The following is a 24,860-nucleotide window of genomic DNA, read 5'->3' as shown; positions in this document are numbered from 1 at the left end:
ACCGGTTACACCCTGATCACGATTCGCCGGGACGCGATACGCCGGTCACCCAAGCCGCCGTATCGGCCGGAGAGCGCTCTCAAGACTGGAATCAGACTGGCCCATGACTAGCCCAATGTCAATCACAGAATCGGTTGAGAGCGCTCTCTGCAATATGTTGTGGGAAACGCCAAATCCCCTTATGCCGCCTGGCGCCGCCGGCAGGCCTCGAGGTGGGCGGCGATCACCGCGGCCGTGGACGAGCGCACGCAGGCGTCGGCGCCGGCCTCCAGCACGTCGACCACGGCCTGGTGGTCGCTGTAGGGGCTCAGCACGGCCACGATCGAGGCGGACGGGTGGCGCAGGCAGGCGGCGGTGACGGAGCGGGGGCCGGGGTCGTCGAGCACCACGATGTCGGGCTCCCGGCACCCGGCCGGCATCTCGGCCCGCCGGGTCACCACCCAGCCCTGGGGGAGATGCCGGTCCAGCTCCGGGAGGCGATGGGCCGGGGCGATGAGCAGCACGTCGATGCGCTCCTGGTCGAGCACGGCGGAGGAACGCGGGGGAAGGGTCAGGATCGTCATGTCTCATTTATCGCGTGCCGGGCTGGCATCCCCCTCGGTTCCGCCTGCGAGAATCCTGGAAGCCGTACCGGCCGTGGGGAGGACCCGTGATCGTCTGGCTCAACGGCCCGTCGGGCGTCGGCAAGGCCACCGTGACCGCCGAGCTGTGCCGCCGCGAGCCGCGGGCCCGGGCCTTCGACGCCGAGCGCGTCGGCTGGGTGCTGCAGCGCACGGCCGGCCTGGTCCGGCCGGCGGTGCGCCACGGCGACTACCGTGACCTGCCGGCCTGGCGCGCGGCCACCGTCGTCGCCGCGGCCCGCCAGGCCCGCGGCGCCGACCCGCTGCTCGTGCCCCTGACGATGCTGCGCCGCGGGCACCTCGAGGAGATCCTGGGCGCGCTGCGCGACCGGGGCCACGAGGTGCGCCACGTGCTGCTGGACGTCTCGGCGCCGGCCCTCGTCGAGCGGGTCGAGGCCGACGACAGCGCGGACGCGGGCGGGTGGCGGCTGGAGGACCTGGGCAGGTATCTGACCGCCCGCCGCGACCTGTACTCCCTCGGCGAGGTCGTGGACACGGACGACCTGCTCGCCGGCGAGGTCGCCGACGAGGTCCAGGAGCTCATCCGGAATTTCCGGCACCCGAACATGAATTGACCCGGTGGGCGCCGGTGCGCGAGTCTGAGCGCCATGCTCTCGTGGGGGCGCTTCCGGCGATCGGCGCCGGACCTCGCCGCGGCCGGTCGCGCGCTGCTCTACCGCAGCGGCGTCGGCCTGGCCTACCTGGGCACGGTGCGCGCCGACGGCGGCCCGCGGGTGCACCCGATCAGCCCCCTGCTCGTCGAGGACGGCCTGTTCACCCTGCTCATGGTCTCGCCGAAGCTCGAGGACCTGCTGCGTGACAGCCGCTTCGCGCTGCACACCTTCCCCATGGACCCCGGCGAGGAGGCGTTCTACCTCACCGGGCGGGCCGTGTTCCCGCGCGAGCCTGCCCTGCGCCGCTCGGTGGCGGCCGCGTTCGTCGCCGAGCGGGCCCTGGCCACGCCGCCGCCCGGCTTCAGCCAGCACGTGCTCGTCGAGCTGCTCGTGAGCACGTGCGTGCTGAGCCGGGCCGGGCAGTACGTGACCTGGGCGGCCGCCGAGGTGCCCGCGCACGAGCTCCCCGGCGGCCGCCACCGCGCGGCCGTCTAGCTCTCGTAGACCTCGAACTCCCACAGCGAGTACCCGTAGGTCGTGCTGCGGGCGACCCCGGTCATGCGCACGTACCGGGCGCTGACCGGCGAGAACGTCACGTTGTCGATCCCGCCGTTGCCCGCGTCGACCGTGGCCGCGGTCGTCCACGTGCTGTTGTTCGTGGACACCTCGATCCGGTACCGCGACCCGTACGCCGACTCCCAGCGCAGGATCACCCGCCGGACCTGCTGGGCCGAGCCGAGATCCACGGTGATCGACTGGTTGTCGCTCCACCCGCTGGCCCACCGGCTGGTCGGGTTGCCGTCCACCGCGGCGCCGGTCGAGTAGCCGAGCTGCGTGCTGCTCGCGCTCACGCCCCGGCCCAGCGCCAGGTTGGTGAGATCGTCGCCCCGCTTGGCCGGGAACGAGACCACCTGCTGGTACGTCGGCCGGTTCTGCCACGAGATCTTGTCGTGCGTGATCCCGCCGAGCGGCGACTGGATGATCGTGTCCGCGCACCACTGGTCGCCGGCCGAGCAGTTGGTGTCGCCCGGGTAGGTGGTCGCCGCGGGCTCGGCCGCCGCCGTGGCGAGGGTCGTGACCAGCACCTGCTTGCACGCGGCCAGGTTCCCGCCGCCGCAGTAGGTCTTGCCCAGGCCGCTGCTCACCGGGTCGCCGAGGACCGACCGGAGGTCCTTGTCGAGGTACCCCCACCACCCGTACTGGAACGAGGACCCCTTGTGCCCCTGGGTCTGGTTCAGCGAGCCCGCGTTCGTCGGCCCGGTGGCCCCGGACGGCGACTCGTCGATCTGCAGCGCCCTGGTGAGCGCCCCGTACACGTCGTCGCCGAGCCCCGGCCGGAAGGCGCCGTCGACGAGCTTGGGCCACCAGGCGTCGAACGTGCGGATGGCGGCCGCGTGCTGGTACACGTGCGACCCCGGCGACGTCTCGACCCGCTTGGCCCCGGCCGCCAGCCAGGCGCGCAGTGCCGTCACGTTCGGGTCGGTGCCGGTCCCGGCCGGGTCGAGGATGCGCAGCAGCTCGGGCAGCAGGTTCTCCGCGCGCAGGTCGGTGACGGCGGCGTCCTCGACGATGCGCACCACGCCGGCCCGATCGACCTTCTTGCCGCCGCTCAGCGCCGATTTGACCCGCTGGTCGAGCAGATCCGCGCGCTGCACGGCACCGAAACTGAAGTTTCCGTCGGCCGCCGAGAAGTCCTTACTTTGCTTGTTATTCCAAGAGACGAAATAATCCTGTCCCGTCGACTGCGGATGCTGGTTCACCGGAATGTAGTCGGCCGTATTCGTATCCGCATTCCACCCGGACCATTCATAAGCCGGGTCCGCCTTCGCCGGCAGGTTCGGGTTGGCGCCCGTCTTGCGCACCGGGTTCGCGCCGGAGTTGAAGTACGCGGTGTCCGTCGAGTTCACGTAGAACCAGTTGAACGCGTAGCCGACGTCGGAGGCCGAGGCGATGAACTGCGCCGGCGAGCCCATGGCGGCCGGGTCGTTGAACGCCTGGAAGCCGATGGCCGAGTCGGCCTCGTGCCGGTACGTCGAGCGCAGCTGGGCGAAGGCGACGGGCTGCCCGCCGACCGTCCCGCGCCACGCGACCAGGCCGTACTTCGTGCGGTACGTGATGAGCTGGTAGGACCCGGCGGCCGTGCCGTCGGCGACGGTGGGCGTCCAGGCGTTGGTCTGGGTCAGCGCCTCCATCGGCGTGCACGTGCCGTGGAAGAGGTACGCCGTCGACGCGGTGGTGGCGGGGGAGCCGTTGGTGTTGCACAGCGGCACCGCGTAGGTGTCGGTGATGTCCTGCTCCGCCGAGGTGGCGCTCCACGCGTAGTCCTGGCCGCGGCCGAGCAGCACGTAGAGGTTGAGCCCGGCGAAGGCGACCCCGTGCGCGCTGATCCCGGGGCCCTGCAGCTCCTGCAGCATGAGCAGCTGCGGGGAGAAGTACCCGGTCTGCGGCCCGAACACCGCGATCGGGTGCCCGCCGGCCGAGTGGGCCGCGTCCACGACGACCGCGTTGGACATGCCCCGCTTGGTCGCCGAGCTCGGCGGGAGGCCCGATGCGAGGCCGGCGGTCGAGGTGGCCGAGCCGGTCGGGTTGAACACCACCGGCTGGGCCGTCACGCTGCCCGCGTCCGGCAGTGCGACGCTCGCGGCGTTCGGGTCGGCCGCGCCGTACGGGAACGACTGCCCGTTGTGCAGCGTGAGCACGGTCTCGTCGTCGTTCTGCTCGCGGAACGCGGCCCAGAGCCGGTCGCCCTCGGTAACGCCGTAGCGGGCGCGGGCGGTGACGCGCACGAGCGCCGACTCCACCTCGCCGCCCCCGCCGCCGCCGAAGAGCCCGCCGACCACGCCGGCGATGGCGATCAGGTCGGTCATCTGGAACGGCTCCGGCCCGCCCGCGTTGGTGATCGCGTCGAGGTGGCCGGTGAGCACGTACTCCCCGGGGCAGTTGCGCCCCGACATGCACGCGGCGATGTAGGCGTTGATCCCCGCGACGTAGCTCTGCACGTCGTCGTAGAGCTGGGCCCCGCGGGTGCCCTTGGTGCGCAGCGCCGCGACCTGGGCCTGTAGGTCGGCCTCGGTGTACGGGGCCTGGCGCCAGATGCTCTGCTCCAGCTCCCGGTTCCCCGGCGCGCCGCCCGCGAACGGGGTCAGCTTGCCGCGGCCGACCCGGCGCAGCAGGTCCATCACGAAGAGCCGGTCCTCGGCCCCGGCGTACCCGGCGCCGAACATGGTCCCGGCCCGGGTCGTGCCGGTCACGTGCGGCACGCCGAGCGCCTTGTCGCGCACGATCGTCACGTCGGAGCGGGGGCTGTAGCTGCGGTCGACCTGCCCGGCCGGCACCCCGAACGAGGCGTCGTTGTAGAAGTTCGAGATCTGCTCGTCGGTGAGGCCCGTGTAGGCCGAGACGAGGTTCGCGTACGGGCCGAGCTGGTCGGCCGAGTGCGCGGGGCGGAAGCCCAGGGCCTTGTGGGCCAGGATGTCGGCGAGCGTGGCGTTGCCGTTCTGGCCCGGCGGCAGGATGTCGTTGCACTGGCCGAGGCAGTAGTCGTTGGGGGCGAGGACGGCGGCCTCGGCCGGGGCGGCGGCGAGGGCGGGGGCGACGAGCACCGAGGAGGCGAGCAGTAACGCCGCCAGGGTGCGTTTGAGGACAGGCAGGGACATGGCGGATCCCTTCCGGAAAGAGTCAACGTGAAAACGACTCGGATTACCGGATGGTAACAACGACACCGGTCACTGAATAGAGGTCTCATCCCGTCGATACGCTGGGACTCCACTACGCTGCACCGGTGCTCGTGGTCCATGCGCTCTGGGTGGAAGGCCGGGTCGGCCTGTGGGCCGAGGAGGCCGGTCGGGCGCTCGCGGGCCTCAACCTCGACGGCGACGCCGGCATCGCGGCCGAGCGCACCCTGGCGCTGCCGACCCGCAACCGGCGGCCCGAGCCCTGGCCGGCCGTCACCGCCAAGGCGCAGCTGCGGCCCTGGCCGGTGGCGACCGTCGAGTACGAGCCGGACGACGCGCTCGGCCTGCTGCGCGGGCTGCCCGGGCTGGCGGGTGACGACATCGCGCTGGCCCAGTCCACCGAGTGGTTCGTGAGCCTGGCCGAGTTCGCCGCCGCCCTGGTCGCCCGCGGCCGGATGCTGCCCGCGATCGTGGGGGAGCAGGCCCGCTGGGCGCCGGTGCTCACCGGCCGCGACGCCGCGCACGCCCGCGCGCTGGCCCTCGCCCTGCCCTCGGCCGCCCTCGCCGCCACGCCCGGCGTGACCCGGGCCGCCGCCGTCACCGAGGCGCTGGACGCCTTCGTCGACGCGGCCGCCCGGCCCGAGCGCGAGGAGGGCATCGGCTGGCTCACGGCCCTGACCGGCCGGGATCGCCGGGTGCCGGTGGACGTGCCGCAATCCCTCGCCCAGCGCCTCGCCGCCTGGGAGGCCGACGCGGTCGGCGGCTCGGTGCGGGCCTGCTTCCGGCTGGTCGAGCCGCCCGAGCCCGAGGTCGGGGAGGAGCCCGCGCCCGACCCGCACTGGACCCTCGAGTTCGCGCTGCAGGCCGCCGACGAGCCCACCCTCGTCGTCGCGGCCGAGCGGGTGTGGCGCTCCCGCGGCGCGCTCAAGGCGCTGCAACGGCACATCCCGGCGCCCCAGGAGACGCTGCTGGCCGAGCTCGGGCGGGCCAGCCGGCTGTACCCGGCGCTCGAGGACGCGCTGCGCGAGGCCCGCCCGGTGGCGCTGCGCCTCGACACCGACGGCGCCCATCGCCTGCTCAGCGAGAACGCCCCGCTGCTGGCCGCGGCCGGCTTCGGCGTCGTGCTCCCGGGCTGGTGGCGCAAGGCCTCGGCCCGCCTGGGCGCCCGCTTGAAGATCAAGGACGGCGGCGGCGGTACCGCACCGGGCACGGTCGCCATCGACAGCGGGCTCGGCCTCGGCGCGGTCGTGGACTACCGCTGGGAGCTCGCGATCGGCGACGAGCCGCTCAGCGAGGACGAGCTGCGCCGGCTCAGCGAGCTCAAGGCCCCGCTGATCCGGCTCCGCGGCCAGTGGGTCGAGCTCGATCCCCGCCGGCTCGCCGAGGGCCTCTCCTTCATCGAGCGCCACCGCGAGCAGGAGGCGATGACCGTCGCCGACCTGCTCAACCTCGCCGGCGGCGCCGCGGAGGGGCCCGGCGGGCTGCCCGTTGTCGAGGTCGCCGCCGACGGCTGGCTCGGCGACCTGCTCAGCGGCGAGGCCGACCTGCGCATCGGCGACGGCGACGTGCCCGGCGGGTTCCGGGGGGAGCTGCGGCCGTACCAGCGGCGCGGGCTGAACTGGCTGCGCTTCCTCGAGACCGCCGGGCTCGGCGGCATCCTGGCCGACGACATGGGCCTGGGCAAGACCGTCCAGCTGCTCGCCCTGCTGGCGGGGGCCGCGCCCGGCCCGACGCTGCTGGTCTGCCCGATGTCGCTGGTCGGCAACTGGCAGCGGGAGGCGGCCAAGTTCGCGCCGGACCTGCGGGTGCACGTCCACCACGGCGCCGACCGGGCGCGGGCGCTGGACCCGGCGGACTTCGACGTCGTCGTGACCACCTACTCGGTGGCGACCCGCGACGCCGACGCGCTCGCCACCGTGCCCTGGCACCGGGTCGTGCTCGACGAGGCCCAGGCCGTCAAGAACGCCGCCACCAAGCAGGCGGCGGCGGTGCGCCGGCTGCCCGCCCGGCACCGCATCGCCGTCACCGGCACCCCGGTCGAGAACCGCCTCGCCGACCTGTGGTCGATCATGGAGTTCGCCAACCCGGGCCTGCTGGGCAGCGCGACGAAGTTCAAGGAGCGCTTCGCCGAGCCCATCGAGCGCGACGGCGACGCCGAGGCCGCCGCCCGGCTGCGGCGGATCACCCAGCCGTTCGTGTTGCGCCGGGTGAAGACCGACCGCACGATCATCTCGGACCTGCCCGAGAAGCTGGAGATGGACGTGGTCTGCAGCCTCACCCCCGAGCAGGCCAGCCTCTACCAGGCCGTGGTCGACGACATGATGGCCCGCATCGAGAGCAGCCAGGGCATCGAGCGCCGCGGGCTGGTGCTGGCGACCATGACCCGGCTCAAGCAGATCTGCGACCACCCGGCCCTGGCCCTGCGCGACGGCAGCCGCCTGCCCGGCCGCAGCGGCAAGCTCGCCCGGCTCGAGGAGCTGGCCGAGGAGATCCTCGCCGCGGGGGAGCGAGCGCTGATCTTCACCCAGTACGCGGAGTTCGGCGGCATGCTGCGCGCCGAGCTCTCCGCCCGCTTCGGCCGCGAGGTCGCGTTCCTGCACGGCGGCGTGCCCAAGGCGGCCCGCGACGCGCTCGTGGCCCGCTTCCAGGAGGCGTCGCCGTCCTCGCCGCCGCTGTTCGTGCTCTCCCTCAAGGCGGGCGGCACCGGCCTGACCCTCACCGCGGCCAACCACGTGATCCACGTCGACCGCTGGTGGAACCCGGCGGTGGAGGACCAGGCGACCGACCGCGCCTTCCGCATCGGCCAGCGCCGCGCGGTGCAGGTGCGCAAGTTCGTCACCGCGGGCACGGTCGAGGAGAAGATCGCCGAGCTCATCGCGGGCAAGCGCGGCCTGGCCCGGCAGATCGTCGGCACCGGCGAGGGCTGGCTGACCGAGCTGTCCACCGCCGACCTGCGCGACCTGCTCACCCTCGACCCCGCCGCGGCGGTGTCGGCGTGAGCGACGGCTTAGCCGAGGCCAGGCGCCTGTGCGCGTTCGTCGCGCTCGTCGCGGACGCCCCGGCGCCGCCGCGCACCGAGCTGCACTGGCGCCTGCACGGGGCGATCGAGCAGGCGGCGGCCCGGGCGGGGATCGACTTTCTGGCGGTACACCTGCAGATGCTCGGCGACGGGGCGCTCGTCGTGTTCCCGGCCGGCGTCAACGAGCCGCGGGCGTTCGCCGCCCTGGTCAAGGTGTTCCGCGGCGGACTGCCCGCCGAGGGCCAGGTGCCGGTGCGCATCCGGCTGGCTGCCGCCGTGGGCCTGCCCGAGGCCGCGACGATCGAGGTGGCCCGGCTGGCCGAGTCGCCCTCGGCCCACCCCGGCGCCGTCCTGGACGTCGTGCTAGGCCGGGAGGGGATTGGTGCCTAGGCCCTTGAGCGACGAGTGCAGGATCTTCGCGGTGGAGACGTTCAGGAAGCAGTGCGCGGTGCGGTCGCCCAGCTGCCACTGGGACCTCGTGAGGCCGTCCCAGAAGGTGTAGACGTCCTTGCGCTGGTACAGCTGCAGGTCGGTCAGGCCCATGAACGCCGCCACCTCGGCGAAGCAGGCCTTGCTCACGGTCGCGTTGAGCGCCTGCGCGTCGGCCGGGAACGCCCCCGCCGGCGCCGCCCACACCCCGACGAACTCGGTGTCGTGCGGGTCGCCGCAGCTCACCGGCGTGACCGCGTCGACGCTGCGGTAGAACCCGTCCGGCGTGAGGTCCCCGCCGTCGAGGGCCGCGCACGACAGCGCGAGCGGCCCCGGGTCCGCGAGGCCGCCCCGCAGCGAGCCCGTGCGCGGCTTCGGCGCGAACAGGTCGTCGCCGGCCTCGGCGAGCCCGCACACCCAGGTGCGGACCCCGCCCGCCCACGCCGGCCCGCTCGGCAGGGACAGGAACGGGAAGAGCCGGCCGGTGTGCCAGTCGCCGCCGGCGTACTCGCTGGCGGCCCGGTCGCACGCGGCGTACGCGGCCCGGACCGGATCGGAGTCCCACGCCGGCAGCGCGTCCGCCGTCACCGTGCCGGTCGCGACCACCTCGACGCTGTGCTCCTCGGCGCAGCCGGTCCCGGCGAGCACCGCGGCGCTCGGCTGCTCGAACGCGCTGAACGGCCCGCCGGCCAGGCACTGCCCGGCCGTGGGCGCGACGTACCGGGCCGCGGGCAGCGCCACCCACCCGTTCACCAGGTCGCCGTCGGTGCCCGCGGGCGCGCCACAGGCCGCCGTCGCGAGGACGACGGCCAGCAGGAACGGCAGCCGCCTACTCCGCGAGGCCATTGCTGCAGGGAGTCCCCGGCTCGAGGCTGGCCGTCTCGCGGAACCGCTTGATGAACGCGTCCACCCGCGGGTCGTCGGCCTTGTCGACCCGCAGCTGATAACCCCAGGCCTGCAGCGAGATCGGGCTGGGCTGCCCCTCGTACGGGCTCATGAGCATGAAGTCGTTGGTGCGCACCTTGCCGGCGAGCCGGTCGACGTCGCCCTTGGCCAGGCTCGGCCGGTAGGTGATCCAGACCGCCCCGTGCTCGAGGCTGTGCACCGCGCGGCCCTCGATGACCGGCTTGTCGTACACGTCCCCGGCGCACCGCTGCCAGATCCCGAAGTGCTTCCCGCCTGCGGCCGGCACCATCTGGTACGACGGCGTTGCGTCGGCCGGCAGGTGGTCGCGCTCGAGCCAGTCGGGGTGGGTGAGCCGGTAGTCGATGAGCCCGGCGATGTCGCCGCTGTCGCCCTTGCCGCCGTTTGAGCGGTTGACGAGCCAGAACGCCCCGATGGCCCCGGCCGCGCACAGCAGCGCGAGCACCCCGACGACGCTCACGACGGCGATGACGACCCCGCGGTTGCTCTTCGGCGGCGGCGGCGCGGCGGCGTAGGGCGGCGGCGCGGCGGCGTAGGGCGGCGGCGCGGCGGCGTAGGGCGGCGGCGCGGCGGCGTAAGGCGGGGGCCCGGCGGCGTGGGACGGCGGGTAGGCGCTCGCCGGGGGCTGCGGGGGCGGCTCGGGATAGGGGCCCGTCATGGCGCCGAGATTACCGGGCCGAGATTGCCGGATTGCCCGGATAGGCCCGAGGGTCGGAACGTGGCCGACGCGATATGTCCGACTTGTCGGACATTAGCGTGTATCTCCATCGGGACGGCGACCGAGTGCCGGGTGCGAGTGCGGGCCGCGGGCTACCATTGCGCGTCGGCTGGCGGCACGGATGGGGAGTGACGGCGTGAACGCGTGGGAGCAGGTCGAGGCGCTGCGGTTCCCCGGGCGGGAGTTCGACCCCGCGACCGGCGTGGCTCGCTTCCACTATGCGCTCGGTGACCTCGTCCTGACCGAGACCGTCGACTTCGGGCCGCCCTCCGTCGAGTCCCCGGCCCTCGACCGGGTGCTCGACCTGCTCTACGTGGCCGCGTCCACCTCCTACTACAAGATCGCCGCGCCGCGCCGGGTCGAGCTCGGGGACCTCGCGCTCGCCGAGGGGGCGCTGCCGTGGGTGCGCGCCCTGTACCACGAGGGCCTGGGCGAGTTCGCCTACCGCAACAAGCTCGAATACGTCCTCGACCTGCCCATCGACGCGGCGCGCACCGCGGCCGGCCCCGGCTGGGAGCACACCCCGGCCGGCCCGCCGCTCGCCGCCGTCGGCGGGGGCAAGGACTCGATCGTGTCGATGGAGGCGCTGCAGTTGGCCGGGCTCGACCCGGTGCTCTTCTCCGTCAACCCGAACGCGATCATCACCAGCGTCATGGCGGTCTCGCCGCAGCCGGTGCGCACGGTGCGGCGCCGGCTCGATCCGCGCATGCGGGAGCTGAACGAGGCGGGGGCGTACAACGGCCACATCCCCGTGACCGCGATCAACTCGCTGATCGCCGTCGCCACCTCGGTCATGCACGGGCTCGGGCCGGTCGTGATGTCCAACGAGAGCTCGGCCTCGGTGCCGAACCTCAGCTGGCTCGGGCGGGACATCAACCACCAGTGGTCCAAGGGCCTGCCCGCCGAGCGGCACCTGCGCGACGCGCTGCTCGCCCACGCCGGCCTGCGGGATGCGTACTTCTCGCTCCTGCGCGGCCTGTCGGAGCTGCACATCGCCGGGCTGTTCGCCAAGTTCACCACCTACGACGAGGTGGTGACGAGCTGCAACGCGGCCTTCAAGCTGCGCGACGCGAGCGAGCGCTGGTGCGGCCACTGCCCGAAGTGCCGGTTCGTCTTCCTGGCCCTCGCCCCGTTCACCGGGCGCGAGCGGCTGGTGCACATCTTCGGCACCGACGTGTTCACGGACCTGTCGCAGCTGGAGGGGTACCGCGAGCTGATGGGCCTCACCGCGCACAAGCCGTTCGAGTGCGTCGGCGAGATCGAGGAGTCGCTGGTCGCCCTGCGGCTGCTGACCGAGCACCCCGACTGGCACGACGCGCCGATCGTGGCCGCCCTCGCCGCGGAGGTGCCGGTGCCGCCCTCCGACGCCGAGGTCGAGGCGGCCTTCAAGGGCGACGCCCCGAACGTGGTGCCGCCGCGCTACCTCGAGGCGCTCACCGCGCTGGGCTCTCCGCGCTGATCGTGGCCCGGATCGCCGCGATGATCCGCGGGATCTCGCGCCGCTCCAGCTGCGTCCAGCTGTCCCCGTAGGGCGCGTCGCGCACCAGCGTGGCCAGCCCGTCGACCACCTTGCAGCGCGCGAGGGCCCTGGCCACCATCGCGACCGGATACCCGCCGGCGGGCCGCGCGAGCAGCCCGGTCGTCCACTCGCGGGTCTCCGGGATCTCCTGCATCTCGGTCCACTCGAAGCGCCCGATCACCCACAGCGCCCCGACCTCGATCTCGTCGATCTCCTCCCGCGCCCGGCCGAAGCGCTGCTTCACGAACCGCGAGTGCCGCTCGACCACGGGGATCGGCGCGATCCCGGCCGCGTAGAGGTCCATCGCCGCCTGCCCGGACGTGACCCAGGTACGCTCGGTCGCGGCGCGCGCGTCGGCGCGCGCGTCGGAGCCGCCGGCCACCCGGGCGCGGCGCTCGAGGCACTGGATGCACAGCGCCGCGTACCCCTCGCCGGTGACCTCGTTGTGCGCCTGGTGCGACATGCAGAACGCGCGGCCGCACTCCCGGCACCGCCCGATCGCGAGCACGGCGCATCCATCGATCGCACACTCTGCCGCCATGCGGCCGACGATATCGCGCCCCATCCACCCCCGCAGCGCTCGGCCTTCCCGGCGACGGATCAGCGCGAGGTGTGCCGGATCCTCCACAGGGCCAGGGCGCCGACGAGCGCGGTCAGGAGCAGGTACAGGGCCGTCTCCAGGCACTGGAAGGTCCAGAAGCGCTCGTTGGGCTGGTAGGCGATGTCCAGGTGCAGGTCGCGGGCGGCCAGGCACACCGACGAGTCGCCGAACGTCCCCGTCGCGCCCGTCTTCGGGGCCCGCATCAGGCAGTCGTCGAAGATCTTCGGGTCCAGGGGGCGGCCGTCGGCGGTCAGCAGCTCGCTCACCGACGTCACCCACACGCCGGGGATCTCGATGCCCTTCAGGACCGGGGCGCTGCCGAGCGTGCCGAGGCCGTGGGCGGCGTCGATCGCCTCCACCGTCATCGGGCGGGTCTCGTGGCGGGCCGGCATCAGGTGCGGGCGGATCGCGTTGGGCATCACGAAGAGCACGACCAGCACCAGCAGGCCGGTGCCCGCCATCGCGGGCAGGGTGCGGCGCAGGAACAGGCCCGTCACGGCGCCGAGGACCGTCGCGAACGCGGCCTGGCCGATCGGGGACAGGGCCCGGGCGCCGAAGTTGACGGTGCCGAAGCGGTCGCCGGCGATCGCGTCCACCGGCGACGCGGCCCAGCTCAGCAGGGTGCCCGCGGCCGCGGCGAGGAGCATCGCGGCGAGGATCACCGTGCCGAGGCGCACGGCCAGCCAGCGGCGCCGGGTCACGCTCTGGTTCCAGGCCAGCCGGTGGGTGCCCTCCTCCAGCTCGCGGGCGATGAGCGGGGCGCCCCAGAACATGCCGATCAGCACCGGGACGAGGCCGAGCACGCCGGCGAGCAGGAGCAGCCGGGTGCGGTAGTCGCCGACGAGGCGGAGCATCGCGGCGGCGCAGTCCCCGGTGGCCTGGCACTGCGCCGTGTACCCCTCGCGCGCGGCGCGGATGTCGAGGCCGGTGATCACGAGGTACGCCGCCAGGGCCCCCAGCACGAGCACTCCGGCGATCGCCTGCGCGCGAAACTGCCGCCAGCTCATCCAGATCATGACGCGGCCTCCGCTTCGCTCCGGCCGCGCCATGACCGAGGCTGTGCTTGCTGATGAGCGGCCACTCCGCTTCGCTCCGTACCGCTCATGACGATGCCTCCCGCAGGGACGTGAGCACCAGGTCCTCCAGCGGCGCGCCGTGGTTCGCACACAGCTCGCGCACGTCCCCGGCCAGCCGCACCCGGCCGCCGGCCAGCACGATGAGGTAGTCGCAGACGCGCTCGACGTCGGCGAGCAGGTGGGAGCTGAGGATCGCGGCGGCGCCGAGCTCGGCGACGGACTCGAGCAGCCCGCGCAGGAAGCCGTCGCGGGCCAGCGGGTCCAGGGCCGCCGCCGGCTCGTCGAGGATGAGCAGCTCGGGGCGCTTGGCCGCGGCCAGGGTCAGGGCGAGCTGGGCCCGCTGGCCGCCGGAGAGCCGGCCCGCCCTCTGGGTCAGCGGCAGCCCGGCCTGCCCGATCCGGTGGCGCGCCAGGGCATCGTCCCAGCCGGGGTTCATCCGCGCGCCCATGCGCAGGTGGTCGGCGACGGTCAGGCCGCCGTACACGGGCGCGTCCTGCGCCACGAACCCGACCCGGGCCAGGTGCGCCGCGCCGGCCGCGGGCCGGGCGCCGAGCACCGTCAGCGTTCCCGCGCTCGGCTCGATGAGCCCGCACGCCAGCTGCAGCAGCGTCGACTTCCCGGCGCCGTTGGGCCCGACCAGCCCGATGATCCGCCGCGCCGGGACGTCGAGGTCGACGCCGCTCAGCGCGCTCCGGCGTCCATAGCGCTTGTCCAGCGCGGACGCCCGCAGTACCGCATGAGATTTCGCCATGCGCCGAATCCTCGGCGGCGGCGCGGGCCCGGACATCGTGCCGAAGCAGGGGCGCGATCGTGCTTTCGGCCGGTTCGCGGCGGCCGCGCCCCTCCTAGCGTCGACGGACATGAAGCGCATCGACCTGGCCCTCGCCGTGGCGGTCACCGCGGCCCTGGCCGTCACCGCCGGCATGCTCGCCAACAGCTGGGGCGGCACGTACTGGCTGCTCGACGCCGTCTGCGGCGCGGCCGTCCTCGCGCTCGTCCTGCTGCGCCGGGGCTGGGCCGCGCTCGCGGTCGCCCTGGCCGCCGCCGTCGCCGCGGGGGTGGCCGATCAGCCGCAGGAGCCGGGCCCGGCCGCGGCGCTGGCCCTCGCGTTCCTCGGCGCCCGGGCCGTCGCCCGGGGCGCGTACCTGGTGCCCGCCGGGGGCCTGGCCGTCGTGGTGGCGACGTGGGCGACGGCGCTGCCGGACGAGCACGGGTTCACCGCTGTGACCGTCATCAACGCGGCCGCCTGGGTGCTCGGGCTCGCCGCCGGCGTCGTGGCGCGGGTCAGCGGTACCAGCGGCGCAGGCGGCGCAGCGTCTCCGGGCCGCCGAGCTCCGCGGGCGGGGGCGGGAGCTGACGCAGGAGAAGATCGCGCTCGGTGACGTGCGACGGGGCCGGGCCGGTCAGCGGGACCGGGGACAGCCAGAAGCGCTCGATCTCCACGTCCGGCTCGGCGAGGGCGGCCAGCGCACCGGCCGTACCGATGGGCGATGGAACCTCGGCGAGGACCGGCTCGGGCTCGTCCCCCTCCGCGGGACCGCCGCCGCGCAGCGTGCGCAGCGCGGCCAGCAGGTCGGCCCGGGAACGGCCGCGCCAGAGCAGGATGTCGAACGGGTCGGCGTCGAAGCGCTCGGCGAGCAGGTAGCACGCGGCCGCCAGGTGCTTGCACGGCACCGCCTGGTCCGGGCAGCTGCAGCGCATGGTCAGGTCGGCGAACCGGGCCGGGAACAGCGGCGCGCCCGCGGCCAGGAACACGTCCTCGACGTGCGGCGGCAGCTCGCCGGCCAGCAGCTTGGCCGCGCCGAGCGCCTCGGCGGCCAGGGCCCGCTCGACGCCGGCCCACACCGTGTCGCCGAAGACCGCGAGGCCGATGCTCACGTCGTAGGGCCGGGGCCTCGAGCCCTGCACGCTCGCGGTCACCGTGCCGGGCGCCACCTCGAGGCGCAGCACCTGCCCGGCGCGGGCGTAGTTGCGGCCGCGGGTCAGCCGGGTGCCGAGCGCGAAGGACTCCAGCACGGCCAGGAAGCGCTTGGACCACCAGCTCTCGCCGATGGCCCCGCGCGTGCTGCGGGCCCGGATGCCGCCTTCGACGCGGACGGTCCGGGACCCCCAGTACTCCGGCGCGGTCACGCCTGCAGACGCTCCAGCCCGGCGGCGACCCGGCGCGGGGTGAACTCCACGACGGTGTACTCCGCCAGCCCCTGCTGCCGGAACGGGTCCAGCGCGAGGCGGGCCTCCAGCTCGGCGCGCTCCAGCCCGGTGGCCAGGATCACGCCGCCCTCGCGGGGCACCATGGCCCCGGAGGCGACGAACACGCCCGCGTCGTACTGCCCGTCGACCCAGTCGGTGTGGGCCTGGCGGGCCTCGTCGATCCGGTCGAGCCCGGCGGTGTACCGCAGCGTGATGACGAACATGCCGGGAGTCTACCCAGCCCGGGCCGGCCGCTGTGACCTGCGTGAGCGCAGCGCCAGGCCGGTCGCGAGCACCAGCAGGGCCGCGCCGTAGCCGATCCGCTGTGCGGTCGCGGTGGACAGGCCGAGATCGCCGGCGAACTGGGGGAGGTACGCGGCCGCGGCGACGGTGAGCCACTCGGCCGGGGCGCCGTACGCCACGAGCATGACCAGCAGCAGCGCGTACCACGGGTAGGCGGGGGCGGCCACGAGCAGCGTCACCGCGACCATCGCGGCCGCGGCCCGCCACGGCCGGTCCGGGTCGGCGCGCCGCCGCACCAGCACCGCGGCCGCGGCGAGGATCAGGGCGGCCGCCGGTGCGGTGAGCGCGCGGGGCAGGACCAGGCCGAGCAGGGCGAAGCGCGCGCCGTCGGCGTAGCCCTCCTCGTGCAGGTAGCCGGGCAGGTACCCGAGCACCGCGGGCCCGACGGCGAGCACGTGGGGGAGGTAGACGGCCGCGACCGCGCCGGCCGCGCACGCGAGCACGACGAGCGGGCGGCGGCGCGACAGGGCCGGGACCAGCAGGGCCGGGGTGAGCTTGGTGGCGACCGCGAGCCCGAGCACCGCGCCCGCGCGGGCGTTCGAGCCGCGGGCGGCGAGCAGGAGCGCGAGGGCGGCCAGGAACACCGCGGCCGCGTCGGCGTGCGCGTTGTTGCCGGCCTCCAGGGCCACGAGCGGGCACCAGGCCCACAGCACCGCGCGGCGCGGGTCGCGGCCGAGGGACGCCAGCGCGAACCACAGCAGCGCGCCCGTCGCGGCGGCGAAGGCGGCCATCGCCAGCTGGAAGGCGCCGACCCGGGCCGGGAGCGCGGCGAAGAGGGCCTCCGCCACCGGCGGGTAGATGGTCGGCACGGCCGGGCGGTTGATCAGGGTGCAGCCGTCGGGCACGCACCAGGGCGCGCCCGGGTGCCACAGGGTGTCGTCGCGCAGGGGACGCAGGTGCGGGGCGGCAGGTGGATAGCGGTACGGGTCGATGCCCGCGCGCTGCACGCGGCCGTCCCAGAGGTAGCGGTACACGTCGTCGCTGCTGTTCGGCGGGTGGGCGGCCGCGGCCAGGGGCAGCAGGGCGCCGCCGAGCAGCACGAGGACGAGCGCGGCCCGGCGGCCGGTGCGCGCGACGAGCCAGGCGCCGGCCGCGAAGGGGAGCCAGGCGAGCAAGTACCAGCGCCCGGGCAGCAGCAGCGCGCCGAGCAGCAGGGCCAGGGCGGCCGCGGCGGCGGCGGTCCGCTTCACGGCTTCCGGCGCCGCCCGCGCGGCAGGCGCGCGGCGGTCCAGGCGGCCGCGCCCAGCCCGGCGAGCGCGAGCAGGATCAGCAGGCCGCGGCCGTAGTGCTGGGGGAACGCGGAGGGGTTGTCGGCGATGCGGCCCGCGCCGATGACGAACGGGAGCGCGACCGCGGTCAGGGCCGCCCCGACCGCGAGGGCGGCCTGCACCGGGCGCCGGGCCGGCTCGGGCACGAAACGGGTGGTCAGGGCGGCGGTGGCGAGCACCAGCGGTACGACCACGAAGTCGTGCGCCACGAGCGCCGCCGCGGCGAAGACGAGCCGGCCCCACAGCTCGTGGCCGGGCGCGTCGAGCCAGCCGGCGACCCCGTAGCCGAGCAGGGCCAGGCCGGCCAGGGCGAGGAGCACCCTCATGCGATCACCCGCGCGACCCACTTGGTCTGCAGCACGCCGGGCCGGTTCGGGGCGATGAGCCGGCACGGGTAGCCGTGGTCGAGGTGCAGCGGCTCCCCGCCGAGGCGCAGGGCGAGCAGGGTCAGCGGGTCGCGGGCCGGGCCGGGCTCGAGGACCGACGCGCGGTAGGGCCCGTCCGCCTGCAGCGACTCGACGGTGACCGGCCGGCCCGTCCCGGCCGCGCCGACGAGCCGCAGCAGATCGGCCACGCGCACCCCGGACCAGACGGCGCCCGCGCTCCAGCCCTCGACGCACGCGATCGGCAGCTCGGCCTCGGCCTGGGGCAGGGCGAGCAGGTCGGCGAGGCTCAGCGCGTGGCGCCCGGCTGGCCCGGTGACGAGCAGGCGGTAGGACTCGTCGACCCGCACGATCCCGGCCGCGGCGGCGGTCTTGTTCACCGGCACGCCCTGCGGCCCGACGCCGGGCAGCCGCGGGGCGAGCAGCGAGACGCGGCGCAGCGGGGCCACGGTCTGCCCCGCGGTCGCGAGCGTGATCGCCCCGGCCGCGGTGCCGGTGAGCGCGAGCACGCCGCGCCGCGTCCAGCCGCCGTCGCCGGCCGGCTCGGCCCGCCGGGCGTCGCGGATCACCGGGAGCTTCGCGGCCAGGTGCAGCAGCAGCGCTCCGGCGAGGATCCACGCGGTCCAGTAGTGGGCGCCGATGAAGCCGAAGGGCATGAGCGAGTACCAGTACGCGATGTTGAGCACCCCGGTCACGAGCTCGAAGACGGCCGCGGCGGAGAGCAGGCCGACCGCCCCGCGCTCCAGGGCGTGCCCGAGGCCGCGCACCGGTGGCCAGGCGAAGAGCTTCGGGAAGACCGACCAGATCTTGGCGGTCAGCAGGGGTACCGCCGCCAGACCGCTGGCCACGTGCAGGCCCTGGGTGATGCGGTACAGCTGCACGGGCCGCGCCGGCCAGTGCCACCAGCCCGGCGGGTGCTGGACGTAGTGGCTCAGCACCCCGGTGACGAGGCAGATCGTGAACGCGATGCCCAGCCAGGCCCCGAGGTGCACGGTCAGCCGGGGGCCGCGCACGCCGCCCGGCCGGGTCAGGAACGCAGGCGGGCGAACCATCGGCCGGCCTCCGTCCACGTCTCGACCAGGTCCAGCGCGGCGGCTCCGGCCGGCGCGGCGAGGTCGTCGGCGGCCACGAACGCCCACGCGAACGGGGCACTCGTGCGGCCGCCGCGGCGCTCGTCGGCCAGCGCCACCGGGCCGCTCCAGCTGCCCGCGCCCGGCGGGTCGACCTCCACGAGCACCGTCCCGCCCGCGCCCACCAGCCGGCGGCAGCGGCGCAGCAGGCGGACGGGGTCGCCGCCGATGCCGATGTTGCCGTCGGCGAGCAGGGCGCCGGGCCAGCCGCCCTCGCCCGGCAGCGGGCGGAACAGGTCCTGGCGCAGGACGGGGGCGCCGTGGCGGCGGGCGTACCGCACCGCCTGCGGGCTCACGTCGACGCCCAGCACCCGCCGCCCGCTCGCGGCGAGGGCCCCGGTGAGCCGGCCCGGCCCGCAGCCGAGGTCGACGGTGCCGTCCGGGCACCGGGCCACGAGCGCGCCGTCGCCCGGCCGCACCTCGCCGTGCCACGCGTGCGGGTCCAGCGCCCGCACGGCCGTGCCGTCGGGCCCGACGAGCCGCAGCGCGGCCGGCTCGCCGCGCTCGGCCCGCCGCAGCGCCGCCCCGAACACCGCCACGGGCGCGGTCATCGTGCCCCCTCGGCGATCAGCAGCGCGCGGGCGAACCGGCCACCGGGTGCCGCCCGCGCCGCCGCGAACGCGTCGGGCGCGGTGTCCACGTCCCGCAGCGTCGCGGTGGTGGACACGGCGAGGCCCCGGGCCCGCAGCGCCTGGAGCGTCCGCTCGCCGGTGTCCGCCGCGGACATCGGCACGTCCGTGAGCACCTCCGCCGCGGCGGGGTCGCGCAGGCCGAGCAGCCACCAGCCGCCGTCCTCGGCCGGGCCGAGCACGGCGTCCGCGGTCGCCAGCCGCGCGGCGGCGGCGACGAGGTGGCCGACCCGCAGCTGCGGCGTGTCCATGCCGACGAGGATGGTGGCGACGCCGGGGCGGGCGGTGTCGGCGAACGCGGCCGCGAGCCGCGGCCCGAGCCCGGCACCGCGCTGCGGCACCCGGCCCCAGCCGTGCGGCGCGGCCAGGTCGCCGTCGACGACCAGGGTGCGGGCCGTCGCCGGGGCGGCGCTCAGCACGTCCTCGGTGTCGGCGATCGCCGCGGCGGCGAGGGACGCGGCCTGCTCGGGCGTCCACGGTGGACACAGGCGCGTCTTCACCCGCCCCGGCACCGGCGTCTTCGCCAGCAGCAGCACCTGGACGTTCACGACGCGAGCACCCGGGACATGTCGCGCACGGCGCGCAGGGTGCCGCGGACGGTGCCGGTCACCTTCGAGCGGCCACCGGCGGCGCGGGGCGCGTAGTCCACGTCGACCTCGGCGATCCGCCAGCCCGCGGCCGCGGCCCGGACCATCATCTCCAGCGGGTAGCCGAAGCGGCGGTCGGTCAGGCCGAGCGCGAGCAGCGCCTCGCGGCGGGCGGCCCGCATCGGGCCGAGGTCGTGCACGGGGATGCCGGCGGTGCGCCGCAGCCGCCACGCGACCACCGCGTTGCCGGCGCGGCCGTGCAGCGGCCAGGCGCCGCGGGTGGTGGGCCGGCGGCGGCCGAGCAGCAGGTCGTGCGCGCCGGCGGCGACCGGGCCGGCGACCCGGGGCAGCTGGCGGGGGTCGAACGAGCCGTCGGCGTCCATGAAGCACACGACGTCCGCGGTCGCGGCGCAGAGCCCGGCGTGGGCGGCCGCGCCGAAGCCGCGCGGGGTGGCGGGCACGACCGTCGCGCCGTGGGCCGCGGCGATCTGCGGGGAGCCGTCGGTGGAGCCGTTGTCGGCCACGATCGCGCGGAAGCCGGCCGGGAGCCGGGACAGCACCCACGGCAGCGCGGCCGCCTCGTCGAGGCAGGGCAGGACGACATCGATCACGGGCATGGTCCGGACGCTACCGATGATCTTGGATGCAAGGTCTTACGAGAAGCTGACGGACCATTACGAACCACGAACGCGGGCCGCCGCCGCGCCCGGGCCCGCCTAGCGTCGGGGCATGCGCATCCTCGTCACCGGCGGCGCCGGGTTCATCGGCACCCACGTCGTCGCCGCGCTGCGGGCGGCCGGCCACGACGTCACCGTCCTGGACCTGCTGCACCCCAAGGCCCATCGCACGGAGCCGGCGGTCGGGCCGTTGCTGCGCGCGGACGTGCGCGACGCGGCCGCGGTCGCCGGGGCGCTGGCCGGCGTCGACGCCGTGGTGCACCAGGCCGCGCTGGTGGGCATGGGCGTGGACCTGGCGGACCTGCCGGAGTACGCCGGCTGCAACGACCTCGGCACCGCGGTGCTGCTGGCCGGGATGGCCCGGGCCGGCGTGCTCCGGCTGGTGCTGGCCAGCTCGATGGTGGTCTACGGCGAGGGCGCGTACGCCTGCCCGCGCCACGGCGCGACGGAGCCCGCCGAGCGCACGCCCGCCGACCTGGCCGCCGGGCGGTTCGAGGCGCGCTGCCCGGCCTGCGGCGCGGCGCTCGAGCCGGGCGAGGTCGGCGAGGACGCGCCGCTGCGGCCGCGCAGCGTGTACGCGGCGACGAAGACGGCCCAGGAGCACCTCGCCGCGGCGTGGGCGGCCGGCGCGGGCGGGGCCGTGGCCGCCCTGCGCTACCACAACGTCTACGGCCCCGGCATGCCCCGCGACACGCCCTACAGCGGCGTGGCGGCGATCTTCCGCTCCGCGCTGGAGGCCGGGCGGGCGCCGCGCGTGTTCGAGGACGGTGGGCAGCGCCGCGACTTCGTGCACGTCACCGACGTCGCCGCGGCCAACCTGGCGGCCGTGGACGCGACCGGGCGGGCGGGCTTCCGGGCGTACAACATCGCCTCGGGGCGGCCCACGACGGTCGGCGGCCTGGCCGCGGCCCTGGCCACCGCGACCGGCGGCCCCGAGCCGGTCGTGACCGGCGAGTTCCGGGCCGGCGACGTGCGCCACGTCGTGGCCTCCGCGGCCCGGGCCCGGCGCGAGCTGGGCTTCACGGCCGCGATCGGGCTCGCGGAGGGCCTGCGCGAGTTCGCCACCGCCGCGCTGCGCGCCTGAAACCCCGTCCCCGCACGCGTTATTCCGAGTCGTACGACACGGCGCGCGACGGCGCCCCGCGGCCTAGCGTGAGCTTCCATGAGGATCGTGTTGACCGGGGGAACCGGGTACATCGGGTCGGCCGTGGTGCGGGAGCTCGTCGCCGCCGGGCACACCGTCACCGCGCTGGTGCGCAGTGACGAGGCCGCGGACAAGGCGCGCAAGAACGGGGCCGAGCCGGCCGTCGGGGACCTGTTCGACGCCGGCTGGACCGCGGCCCGCTTCGCCGAGGGCGACGCCGCCGCGCACATCGCGGCCACGGGCGGGCCCGACACCGTCGAGTTCGACAAGGCGATCGTCGCCGCGGCGATCGAGGCGGGGACGCCGTACGTCCACACGAGCGGCATCTGGCTCTGGGGCGACAACCCCGACATCACCGAGGACTCGCCGCTCGCCCCGCCGGCCCTGACCGAGTGGCGGGTGCCGGTCGAGCGGTCGGTCCTCGACGCCGACCAGCCCACGAGCATCGTGGCGCCCGGCATCGTCTACGGCCACGGCGGCGGCATCCCGGCCGGCGTGCTCGCGCCCGCCCGGGACGAGCGGGGCCGGGTCCGGCTCGTCGGCGACGGCTCCCAGCACTGGACGAGCGTGCACGTGGACGACGTCGCGGTCGTGTACCGCCTGGTCCTCGAGCACGGCTCCGGCCTCGGCCGCCTGGTTGTGGCTTCCGGCGTGAACCCGACCGTGCGCGAGCTGGCCGAGGCGGCCGCGGGCGGGGCCGGCGTCGCGCCGGAGACGGCCGGCGAGTCCCGCGCGCGGCTCGGTGAGCGGTTCGCGGACGCGCTGCTGCTCGACCAGCAGGCCTCCGGCGCGAAGGCCCGCGGTCTCGGCTGGACCCCGAGCGGCCCTTCGCTGGTCGAGGAGCTGCGCGCGAGCTAGGCGGGCAGCAGCGACGCGTCGGACTCGGTGAGCGCGAGCACGTCGCTGGTCAGCGGCTGGTACACCCGCCGGAGCAGGGCCGGGTCGCACACGCTCGCCACGGTGGCGAAGACCGCCCGGGCCAGGCGCTCGGCCTCCGGGAGCGGCACCGCGGCGCGCGCGGCCACGTCGGCGAGGAAGTCCAGGTGGACCTCCTGGTCGTACAGGTGCTGGAAGGACCACAGCGGCTCGGCCAGAGTCGGCGGCAGCTCGGCGGCCAGGTGGTGCACCCAGCCGTCCGGCAGCCGGGTGGCCAGGGCGTGCAGCACGCCGCGCAGGGCCCGGCGCGCGCGCTCGGGATCGGTGATGCCGGTCTTGTCGCGTACCTCCGCGATGAACACGTCTTCGTACATGCCGCGAACGCTGCCCGGCCTTGAGGTGAGCGGCCATCACTCGGGCGGGACGGGCGGGACGTGAATGTGGTCATCCCGACCGGGTGGGACCGGGTCACCCGGCGCTCGCCCAGCATGGCGGGGTACAGGCAGCCCGCTTCCCTGGGAGGCTCACCATGACACTGCTGGTCACCCGTCCCCGCCGGTCGCTGGCCATGTATCCGGCGCTGGGCCTGCCCGTGACGAGCGGCGCGCCCGTCGACATCGAGGAGACGAGCGAGGCGTTCCGCATCGACCTGGACCTGCCCGGCGTGGCCCCCGGTGACGTGGAGATCGAGCTGCGCGACAGCGAGCTGCGGGTCTACGGCTCGTTCCGGGAGCCCGAGCGCACCGGCACGCTGCGCCACCACGCGCGGCGGACGGGCGAGTTCGAGTACCTGGTCGCCCTGCCGGGTGACATCGACGCCGACGCGGTCGCGGCCGACCTGGAGGGCGGGGTGCTCACGATCATCGCGCCCAAGATCGCCGGGCGGCAGGCCCGCCGGATCGCGATCCAGGGCCGCGAGGCGCGGTCGGAGGTGCGGCCCGGCGCGCCCGACACCCCGGCCGCGCAGGCGAAGCAGATGAAGGAGGGCCAGGGGCGGCCCGGCCCGGCGAGCCAGCAGGCCGGCTCCACGGGCGTGGGCAGCACCGGGCAGGTCGGCCGGAGCGCGACGGCCTGAGGCGCGGCCGCGGCGCGGGGACGGCCGTCGTGGCCGCCGCGACCCGAGACCCGTACGAGGTGCTCGGCGTGCCCCGGGGGGCGGGGCGGGAGGAGATCCAGCGCGCGTACCGGCGCCTGGCCCGCCGCCACCACCCGGACGTCAGCGCCGAGCCGGGCGCGGAGGAGCGGTTCAAGGAGATCAGCGCGGCGTACCGGTGGCTCGTCGCCCGGGCCCGGACCCGCGGGCGGGGCGACGTCGACCTCTCGAGTTGGCTGTTCCGCGGCGCACGCGGGGCCGACCTGCGGGCCGAGGTCACCGTCGGCGTCGAGGTCGCCTACACCGGCGGCCGGCGGCGGGTGACCGTGGCCGGGCCGGCGGGGCGGCCGCGGCAGTACGACGTGCACGTCCCGCCGGGCGTGGCCGACGGGGAGCGGCTGCGGCTGCCCGGGCGCGGCGAGCCCGGCGTGCGCGGCGGGGTAGCGGGGGATCTGCTGCTCGAGGTACACCTGGCGCCCCATCCTCGCTTGCGGGTCGCCGGGCGGGACGTCCGGGTCGCGGTGCCCATCAGCCCGTGGGAGGCGGCCCTCGGCGCCGTGGTCCCCGTCGGGCTGCCCGGCGGCGACGTGCGGCTGGAGGTGCCGGCCGGCTCGTCGTCGGGGCGGCGCGTGCGGCTGCGCGGGCACGGGCTGCCCAACCCCCGCGGCGCACCCGGTGACCTGTTCGCGGAGCTGCGCATCGTCGTGCCGGAGCGGCTCACCCCGGGCGAGCGCGCCCTGTTCGGCTCGCTGGCCCGCGAGTCGCCGTTCGACCCCCGAGACGAATCAGGCTGAGAGAGGGGATCCCATGCTCAAAAGGGAAGCGTGGCTGCTGGGCATCCGCGGCGTACTCGCCGTCGTGTTCGGCATCCTCGCCGTGATCTGGCCCGGCGTGACGGTGATCGCGCTGGCCCTGCTGTTCGGCATCTTCGCCATCGTTACCGGCATCGAGCAGATCGTGCACGCGATCCGCCCGGCGCCGGGGCCGTCGAACCCGGTCACCGGGTTCGCGGACGGCACCGGCCCGCGGGTGGCCCGCGGCGTGGCCGGGTTCGTCGGGCTGATCCTGGGCGTGCTCGCGGTCGCCTGGCCCGGGGTCACCGCGGTGGCGCTCGCCATCCTGGTCGGCATCTGGGCGGTCGTCACGGGCCTGGCGGACCTGTGGCTCGCGACCCGCCAGCACGGCGGCTGGTCGATGGCCCTCATCGGCGCCCTGGCGATCGTGGCCGGCCTGTTCATCATGGTCCGCCCGACCGCGGGGGCGCTGGCCATCGCCTGGGCCATCGGCATCTACGCGATCGTGAGCGGCGTGCTGCTGATCGTGGCCGCGTACCAGCTGCTGCACCAGGGCTCGGGCCGGGGCCGGATGGCGGCCGCGCACTGACCG

General features: G+C 75.5%; 26 protein-coding genes and 1 pseudogene. 11 read left to right on the top strand and 16 right to left on the bottom strand.

Going from position 1 to position 24,860, the window contains the following annotated elements; all coding sequences use genetic code 11:
- Nucleotides 1-179: 179 nt before the first annotated feature.
- Complete coding sequence (locus tag ABT369_RS46115; protein WP_350622909.1) at nucleotides 180-563, bottom strand: hypothetical protein; 384 nt, start codon at nucleotides 561-563, stop codon at nucleotides 180-182.
- Nucleotides 564-649: 86 nt separating this feature from the next.
- Between ABT369_RS46115 and ABT369_RS46110 the strand changes: the two genes are divergently transcribed.
- Entirely contained in the window at nucleotides 650-1,195 is a 546-nt protein-coding gene (locus tag ABT369_RS46110) for an AAA family ATPase (RefSeq protein WP_350622907.1), read from the top strand.
- A gap of 33 nt (nucleotides 1,196-1,228) precedes the next feature.
- On the top strand, nucleotides 1,229-1,729 hold the full coding sequence (locus ABT369_RS46105) for a pyridoxamine 5'-phosphate oxidase family protein (RefSeq protein WP_350622905.1): 501 nt from the start codon (nucleotides 1,229-1,231) through the stop codon (nucleotides 1,727-1,729).
- Here the strand turns inward: ABT369_RS46105 and ABT369_RS46100 are convergent.
- Nucleotides 1,726-4,890, bottom strand: coding sequence for a penicillin acylase family protein (locus tag ABT369_RS46100; protein WP_350622903.1), 3,165 nt, complete (start codon nucleotides 4,888-4,890; stop codon nucleotides 1,726-1,728). The two genes, ABT369_RS46105 and ABT369_RS46100, sit on opposite strands and share 4 nt — an antisense overlap.
- A 125-nt stretch (nucleotides 4,891-5,015) precedes the next feature.
- Between ABT369_RS46100 and ABT369_RS46095 the strand changes: the two genes are divergently transcribed.
- Both ABT369_RS46095 and ABT369_RS46090 read left to right on the top strand, forming a co-directional pair.
- Complete coding sequence (locus ABT369_RS46095; RefSeq protein WP_350622902.1) at nucleotides 5,016-7,907, top strand: DEAD/DEAH box helicase; 2,892 nt, start codon at nucleotides 5,016-5,018, stop codon at nucleotides 7,905-7,907.
- Nucleotides 7,904-8,317 (top strand): hypothetical protein, encoded by a 414-nt coding sequence (locus tag ABT369_RS46090; protein WP_350622901.1) that lies wholly within the window; start codon nucleotides 7,904-7,906, stop codon nucleotides 8,315-8,317. Before ABT369_RS46095 ends, ABT369_RS46090 begins: the two co-directional genes overlap by 4 nt.
- On the opposite strand, the gene ABT369_RS46085 is transcribed toward ABT369_RS46090, so the two are convergent.
- Both ABT369_RS46085 and ABT369_RS46080 read right to left on the bottom strand, forming a co-directional pair.
- Nucleotides 8,291-9,202, bottom strand: a complete 912-nt coding sequence (locus tag ABT369_RS46085) for a septum formation family protein (RefSeq protein ID WP_350622900.1) — start codon at nucleotides 9,200-9,202, stop codon at nucleotides 8,291-8,293. The genes ABT369_RS46090 and ABT369_RS46085 overlap by 27 nt on opposite strands.
- Complete coding sequence (locus ABT369_RS46080; RefSeq protein WP_350622898.1) at nucleotides 9,186-9,938, bottom strand: thioredoxin-like domain-containing protein; 753 nt, start codon at nucleotides 9,936-9,938, stop codon at nucleotides 9,186-9,188. Before ABT369_RS46080 ends, ABT369_RS46085 begins: the two co-directional genes overlap by 17 nt.
- A 196-nt stretch (nucleotides 9,939-10,134) precedes the next feature.
- Here ABT369_RS46080 and ABT369_RS46075 point away from each other — a divergent pair, with 196 nt between their 5' ends.
- Entirely contained in the window at nucleotides 10,135-11,457 is a 1,323-nt protein-coding gene (locus tag ABT369_RS46075; RefSeq protein ID WP_502891912.1) for a MurL-like N-terminal domain-containing, read from the top strand.
- Here the strand turns inward: ABT369_RS46075 and ABT369_RS46070 are convergent.
- The 3 genes and pseudogenes from ABT369_RS46070 to ABT369_RS46060 form a co-directional block, all read right to left on the bottom strand.
- The gene (locus tag ABT369_RS46070) at nucleotides 11,432-12,058 is read right to left on the bottom strand and encodes a hypothetical protein (RefSeq protein ID WP_350622894.1); all 627 of its coding nucleotides are present in this window, start codon (nucleotides 12,056-12,058) and stop codon (nucleotides 11,432-11,434) included. The genes ABT369_RS46075 and ABT369_RS46070 overlap by 26 nt on opposite strands.
- A gap of 59 nt (nucleotides 12,059-12,117) precedes the next feature.
- The gene (locus ABT369_RS46065) at nucleotides 12,118-13,134 is read right to left on the bottom strand and encodes an ABC-2 membrane transporter-related protein (protein WP_350622892.1); all 1,017 of its coding nucleotides are present in this window, start codon (nucleotides 13,132-13,134) and stop codon (nucleotides 12,118-12,120) included.
- 139 nt (nucleotides 13,135-13,273) lie between these two features.
- Nucleotides 13,274-13,945, bottom strand: a pseudogene (locus ABT369_RS46060) (ABC transporter ATP-binding protein); the annotation flags it as partial.
- A 109-nt stretch (nucleotides 13,946-14,054) separates the two neighbouring features.
- Between ABT369_RS46060 and ABT369_RS46055 the strand changes: the two are divergent.
- Nucleotides 14,055-14,576, top strand: a complete 522-nt coding sequence (locus ABT369_RS46055) for a hypothetical protein (RefSeq protein WP_350622888.1) — start codon at nucleotides 14,055-14,057, stop codon at nucleotides 14,574-14,576.
- Here the strand turns inward: ABT369_RS46055 and ABT369_RS46050 are convergent.
- From ABT369_RS46050 to ABT369_RS46015, 8 genes are read right to left on the bottom strand one after another with little or no spacing between them, the layout of a single operon-like run.
- Nucleotides 14,479-15,324 carry an SWIM zinc finger family protein gene (locus ABT369_RS46050; RefSeq protein WP_350622886.1) on the bottom strand — a complete coding sequence of 282 codons (846 nt, stop codon included), beginning with the start codon at nucleotides 15,322-15,324 and terminating at the stop codon, nucleotides 14,479-14,481. The two genes, ABT369_RS46055 and ABT369_RS46050, sit on opposite strands and share 98 nt — an antisense overlap.
- Nucleotides 15,321-15,608, bottom strand: coding sequence for a YciI family protein (locus ABT369_RS46045; protein WP_350622884.1), 288 nt, complete (start codon nucleotides 15,606-15,608; stop codon nucleotides 15,321-15,323). Before ABT369_RS46045 ends, ABT369_RS46050 begins: the two co-directional genes overlap by 4 nt.
- 9 nt (nucleotides 15,609-15,617) lie before the next feature.
- On the bottom strand, nucleotides 15,618-16,877 hold the full coding sequence (locus ABT369_RS46040; RefSeq protein WP_350622882.1) for a glycosyltransferase 87 family protein: 1,260 nt from the start codon (nucleotides 16,875-16,877) through the stop codon (nucleotides 15,618-15,620).
- Entirely contained in the window at nucleotides 16,874-17,281 is a 408-nt protein-coding gene (locus ABT369_RS46035; RefSeq protein ID WP_350622880.1) for a hypothetical protein, read from the bottom strand. The genes ABT369_RS46040 and ABT369_RS46035 overlap by 4 nt, the downstream gene beginning before the upstream one ends.
- Nucleotides 17,278-18,390: a molybdopterin-dependent oxidoreductase gene (locus ABT369_RS46030; RefSeq protein WP_350622878.1), complete on the bottom strand. Its 1,113-nt coding sequence runs from the start codon at nucleotides 18,388-18,390 to the stop codon at nucleotides 17,278-17,280. Before ABT369_RS46030 ends, ABT369_RS46035 begins: the two co-directional genes overlap by 4 nt.
- The gene (locus ABT369_RS46025; protein ID WP_350622876.1) at nucleotides 18,366-19,019 is read right to left on the bottom strand and encodes a class I SAM-dependent methyltransferase; all 654 of its coding nucleotides are present in this window, start codon (nucleotides 19,017-19,019) and stop codon (nucleotides 18,366-18,368) included. Before ABT369_RS46025 ends, ABT369_RS46030 begins: the two co-directional genes overlap by 25 nt.
- Nucleotides 19,016-19,645, bottom strand: coding sequence for a TIGR04282 family arsenosugar biosynthesis glycosyltransferase (locus tag ABT369_RS46020; RefSeq protein ID WP_350622874.1), 630 nt, complete (start codon nucleotides 19,643-19,645; stop codon nucleotides 19,016-19,018). The genes ABT369_RS46025 and ABT369_RS46020 overlap by 4 nt, the downstream gene beginning before the upstream one ends.
- Nucleotides 19,642-20,301: a glycosyltransferase family 2 protein gene (locus ABT369_RS46015; RefSeq protein WP_350622872.1), complete on the bottom strand. Its 660-nt coding sequence runs from the start codon at nucleotides 20,299-20,301 to the stop codon at nucleotides 19,642-19,644. The genes ABT369_RS46020 and ABT369_RS46015 overlap by 4 nt, the downstream gene beginning before the upstream one ends.
- Nucleotides 20,302-20,413: 112 nt before the next feature.
- Here ABT369_RS46015 and ABT369_RS46010 point away from each other — a divergent pair, with 112 nt between their 5' ends.
- Both ABT369_RS46010 and ABT369_RS46005 read left to right on the top strand, forming a co-directional pair.
- Nucleotides 20,414-21,445: an NAD-dependent epimerase/dehydratase family protein gene (locus ABT369_RS46010; protein ID WP_350622870.1), complete on the top strand. Its 1,032-nt coding sequence runs from the start codon at nucleotides 20,414-20,416 to the stop codon at nucleotides 21,443-21,445.
- A 78-nt stretch (nucleotides 21,446-21,523) separates the two neighbouring features.
- Nucleotides 21,524-22,363 (top strand): NAD-dependent epimerase/dehydratase family protein, encoded by an 840-nt coding sequence (locus ABT369_RS46005; RefSeq protein ID WP_350622868.1) that lies wholly within the window; start codon nucleotides 21,524-21,526, stop codon nucleotides 22,361-22,363.
- Here ABT369_RS46005 and ABT369_RS46000 read toward each other — a convergent pair.
- Nucleotides 22,360-22,755 (bottom strand): DUF2267 domain-containing protein, encoded by a 396-nt coding sequence (locus ABT369_RS46000; protein ID WP_350622866.1) that lies wholly within the window; start codon nucleotides 22,753-22,755, stop codon nucleotides 22,360-22,362. The genes ABT369_RS46005 and ABT369_RS46000 overlap by 4 nt on opposite strands.
- 155 nt (nucleotides 22,756-22,910) lie before the next feature.
- On the opposite strand from ABT369_RS46000, the gene ABT369_RS45995 reads away from it, so the two are divergent.
- Genes ABT369_RS45995 through ABT369_RS45985 form a run of 3 tightly spaced genes read left to right on the top strand, consistent with a single transcriptional unit; the run spans nucleotide 22,911 to nucleotide 24,857 of the window.
- On the top strand, nucleotides 22,911-23,456 hold the full coding sequence (locus ABT369_RS45995) for an Hsp20/alpha crystallin family protein (RefSeq protein ID WP_350622864.1): 546 nt from the start codon (nucleotides 22,911-22,913) through the stop codon (nucleotides 23,454-23,456).
- Between the two features lie 29 nt (nucleotides 23,457-23,485).
- Nucleotides 23,486-24,268 carry a DnaJ C-terminal domain-containing protein gene (locus tag ABT369_RS45990; protein ID WP_350622862.1) on the top strand — a complete coding sequence of 261 codons (783 nt, stop codon included), beginning with the start codon at nucleotides 23,486-23,488 and terminating at the stop codon, nucleotides 24,266-24,268.
- A 13-nt stretch (nucleotides 24,269-24,281) separates the two neighbouring features.
- Nucleotides 24,282-24,857: an HdeD family acid-resistance protein gene (locus ABT369_RS45985; protein ID WP_350622860.1), complete on the top strand. Its 576-nt coding sequence runs from the start codon at nucleotides 24,282-24,284 to the stop codon at nucleotides 24,855-24,857.
- The last annotated feature ends 3 nt before the right edge of the window (nucleotides 24,858-24,860 follow it).

This window comes from Dactylosporangium sp. NPDC000244 (assembly GCF_040300725.1).
Lineage (GTDB): Bacteria > Actinomycetota > Actinomycetes > Mycobacteriales > Micromonosporaceae > Dactylosporangium.
Note: the sequence above shows the minus strand (reverse complement) of the source record. Positions and strands in the feature narration are given on the sequence as shown.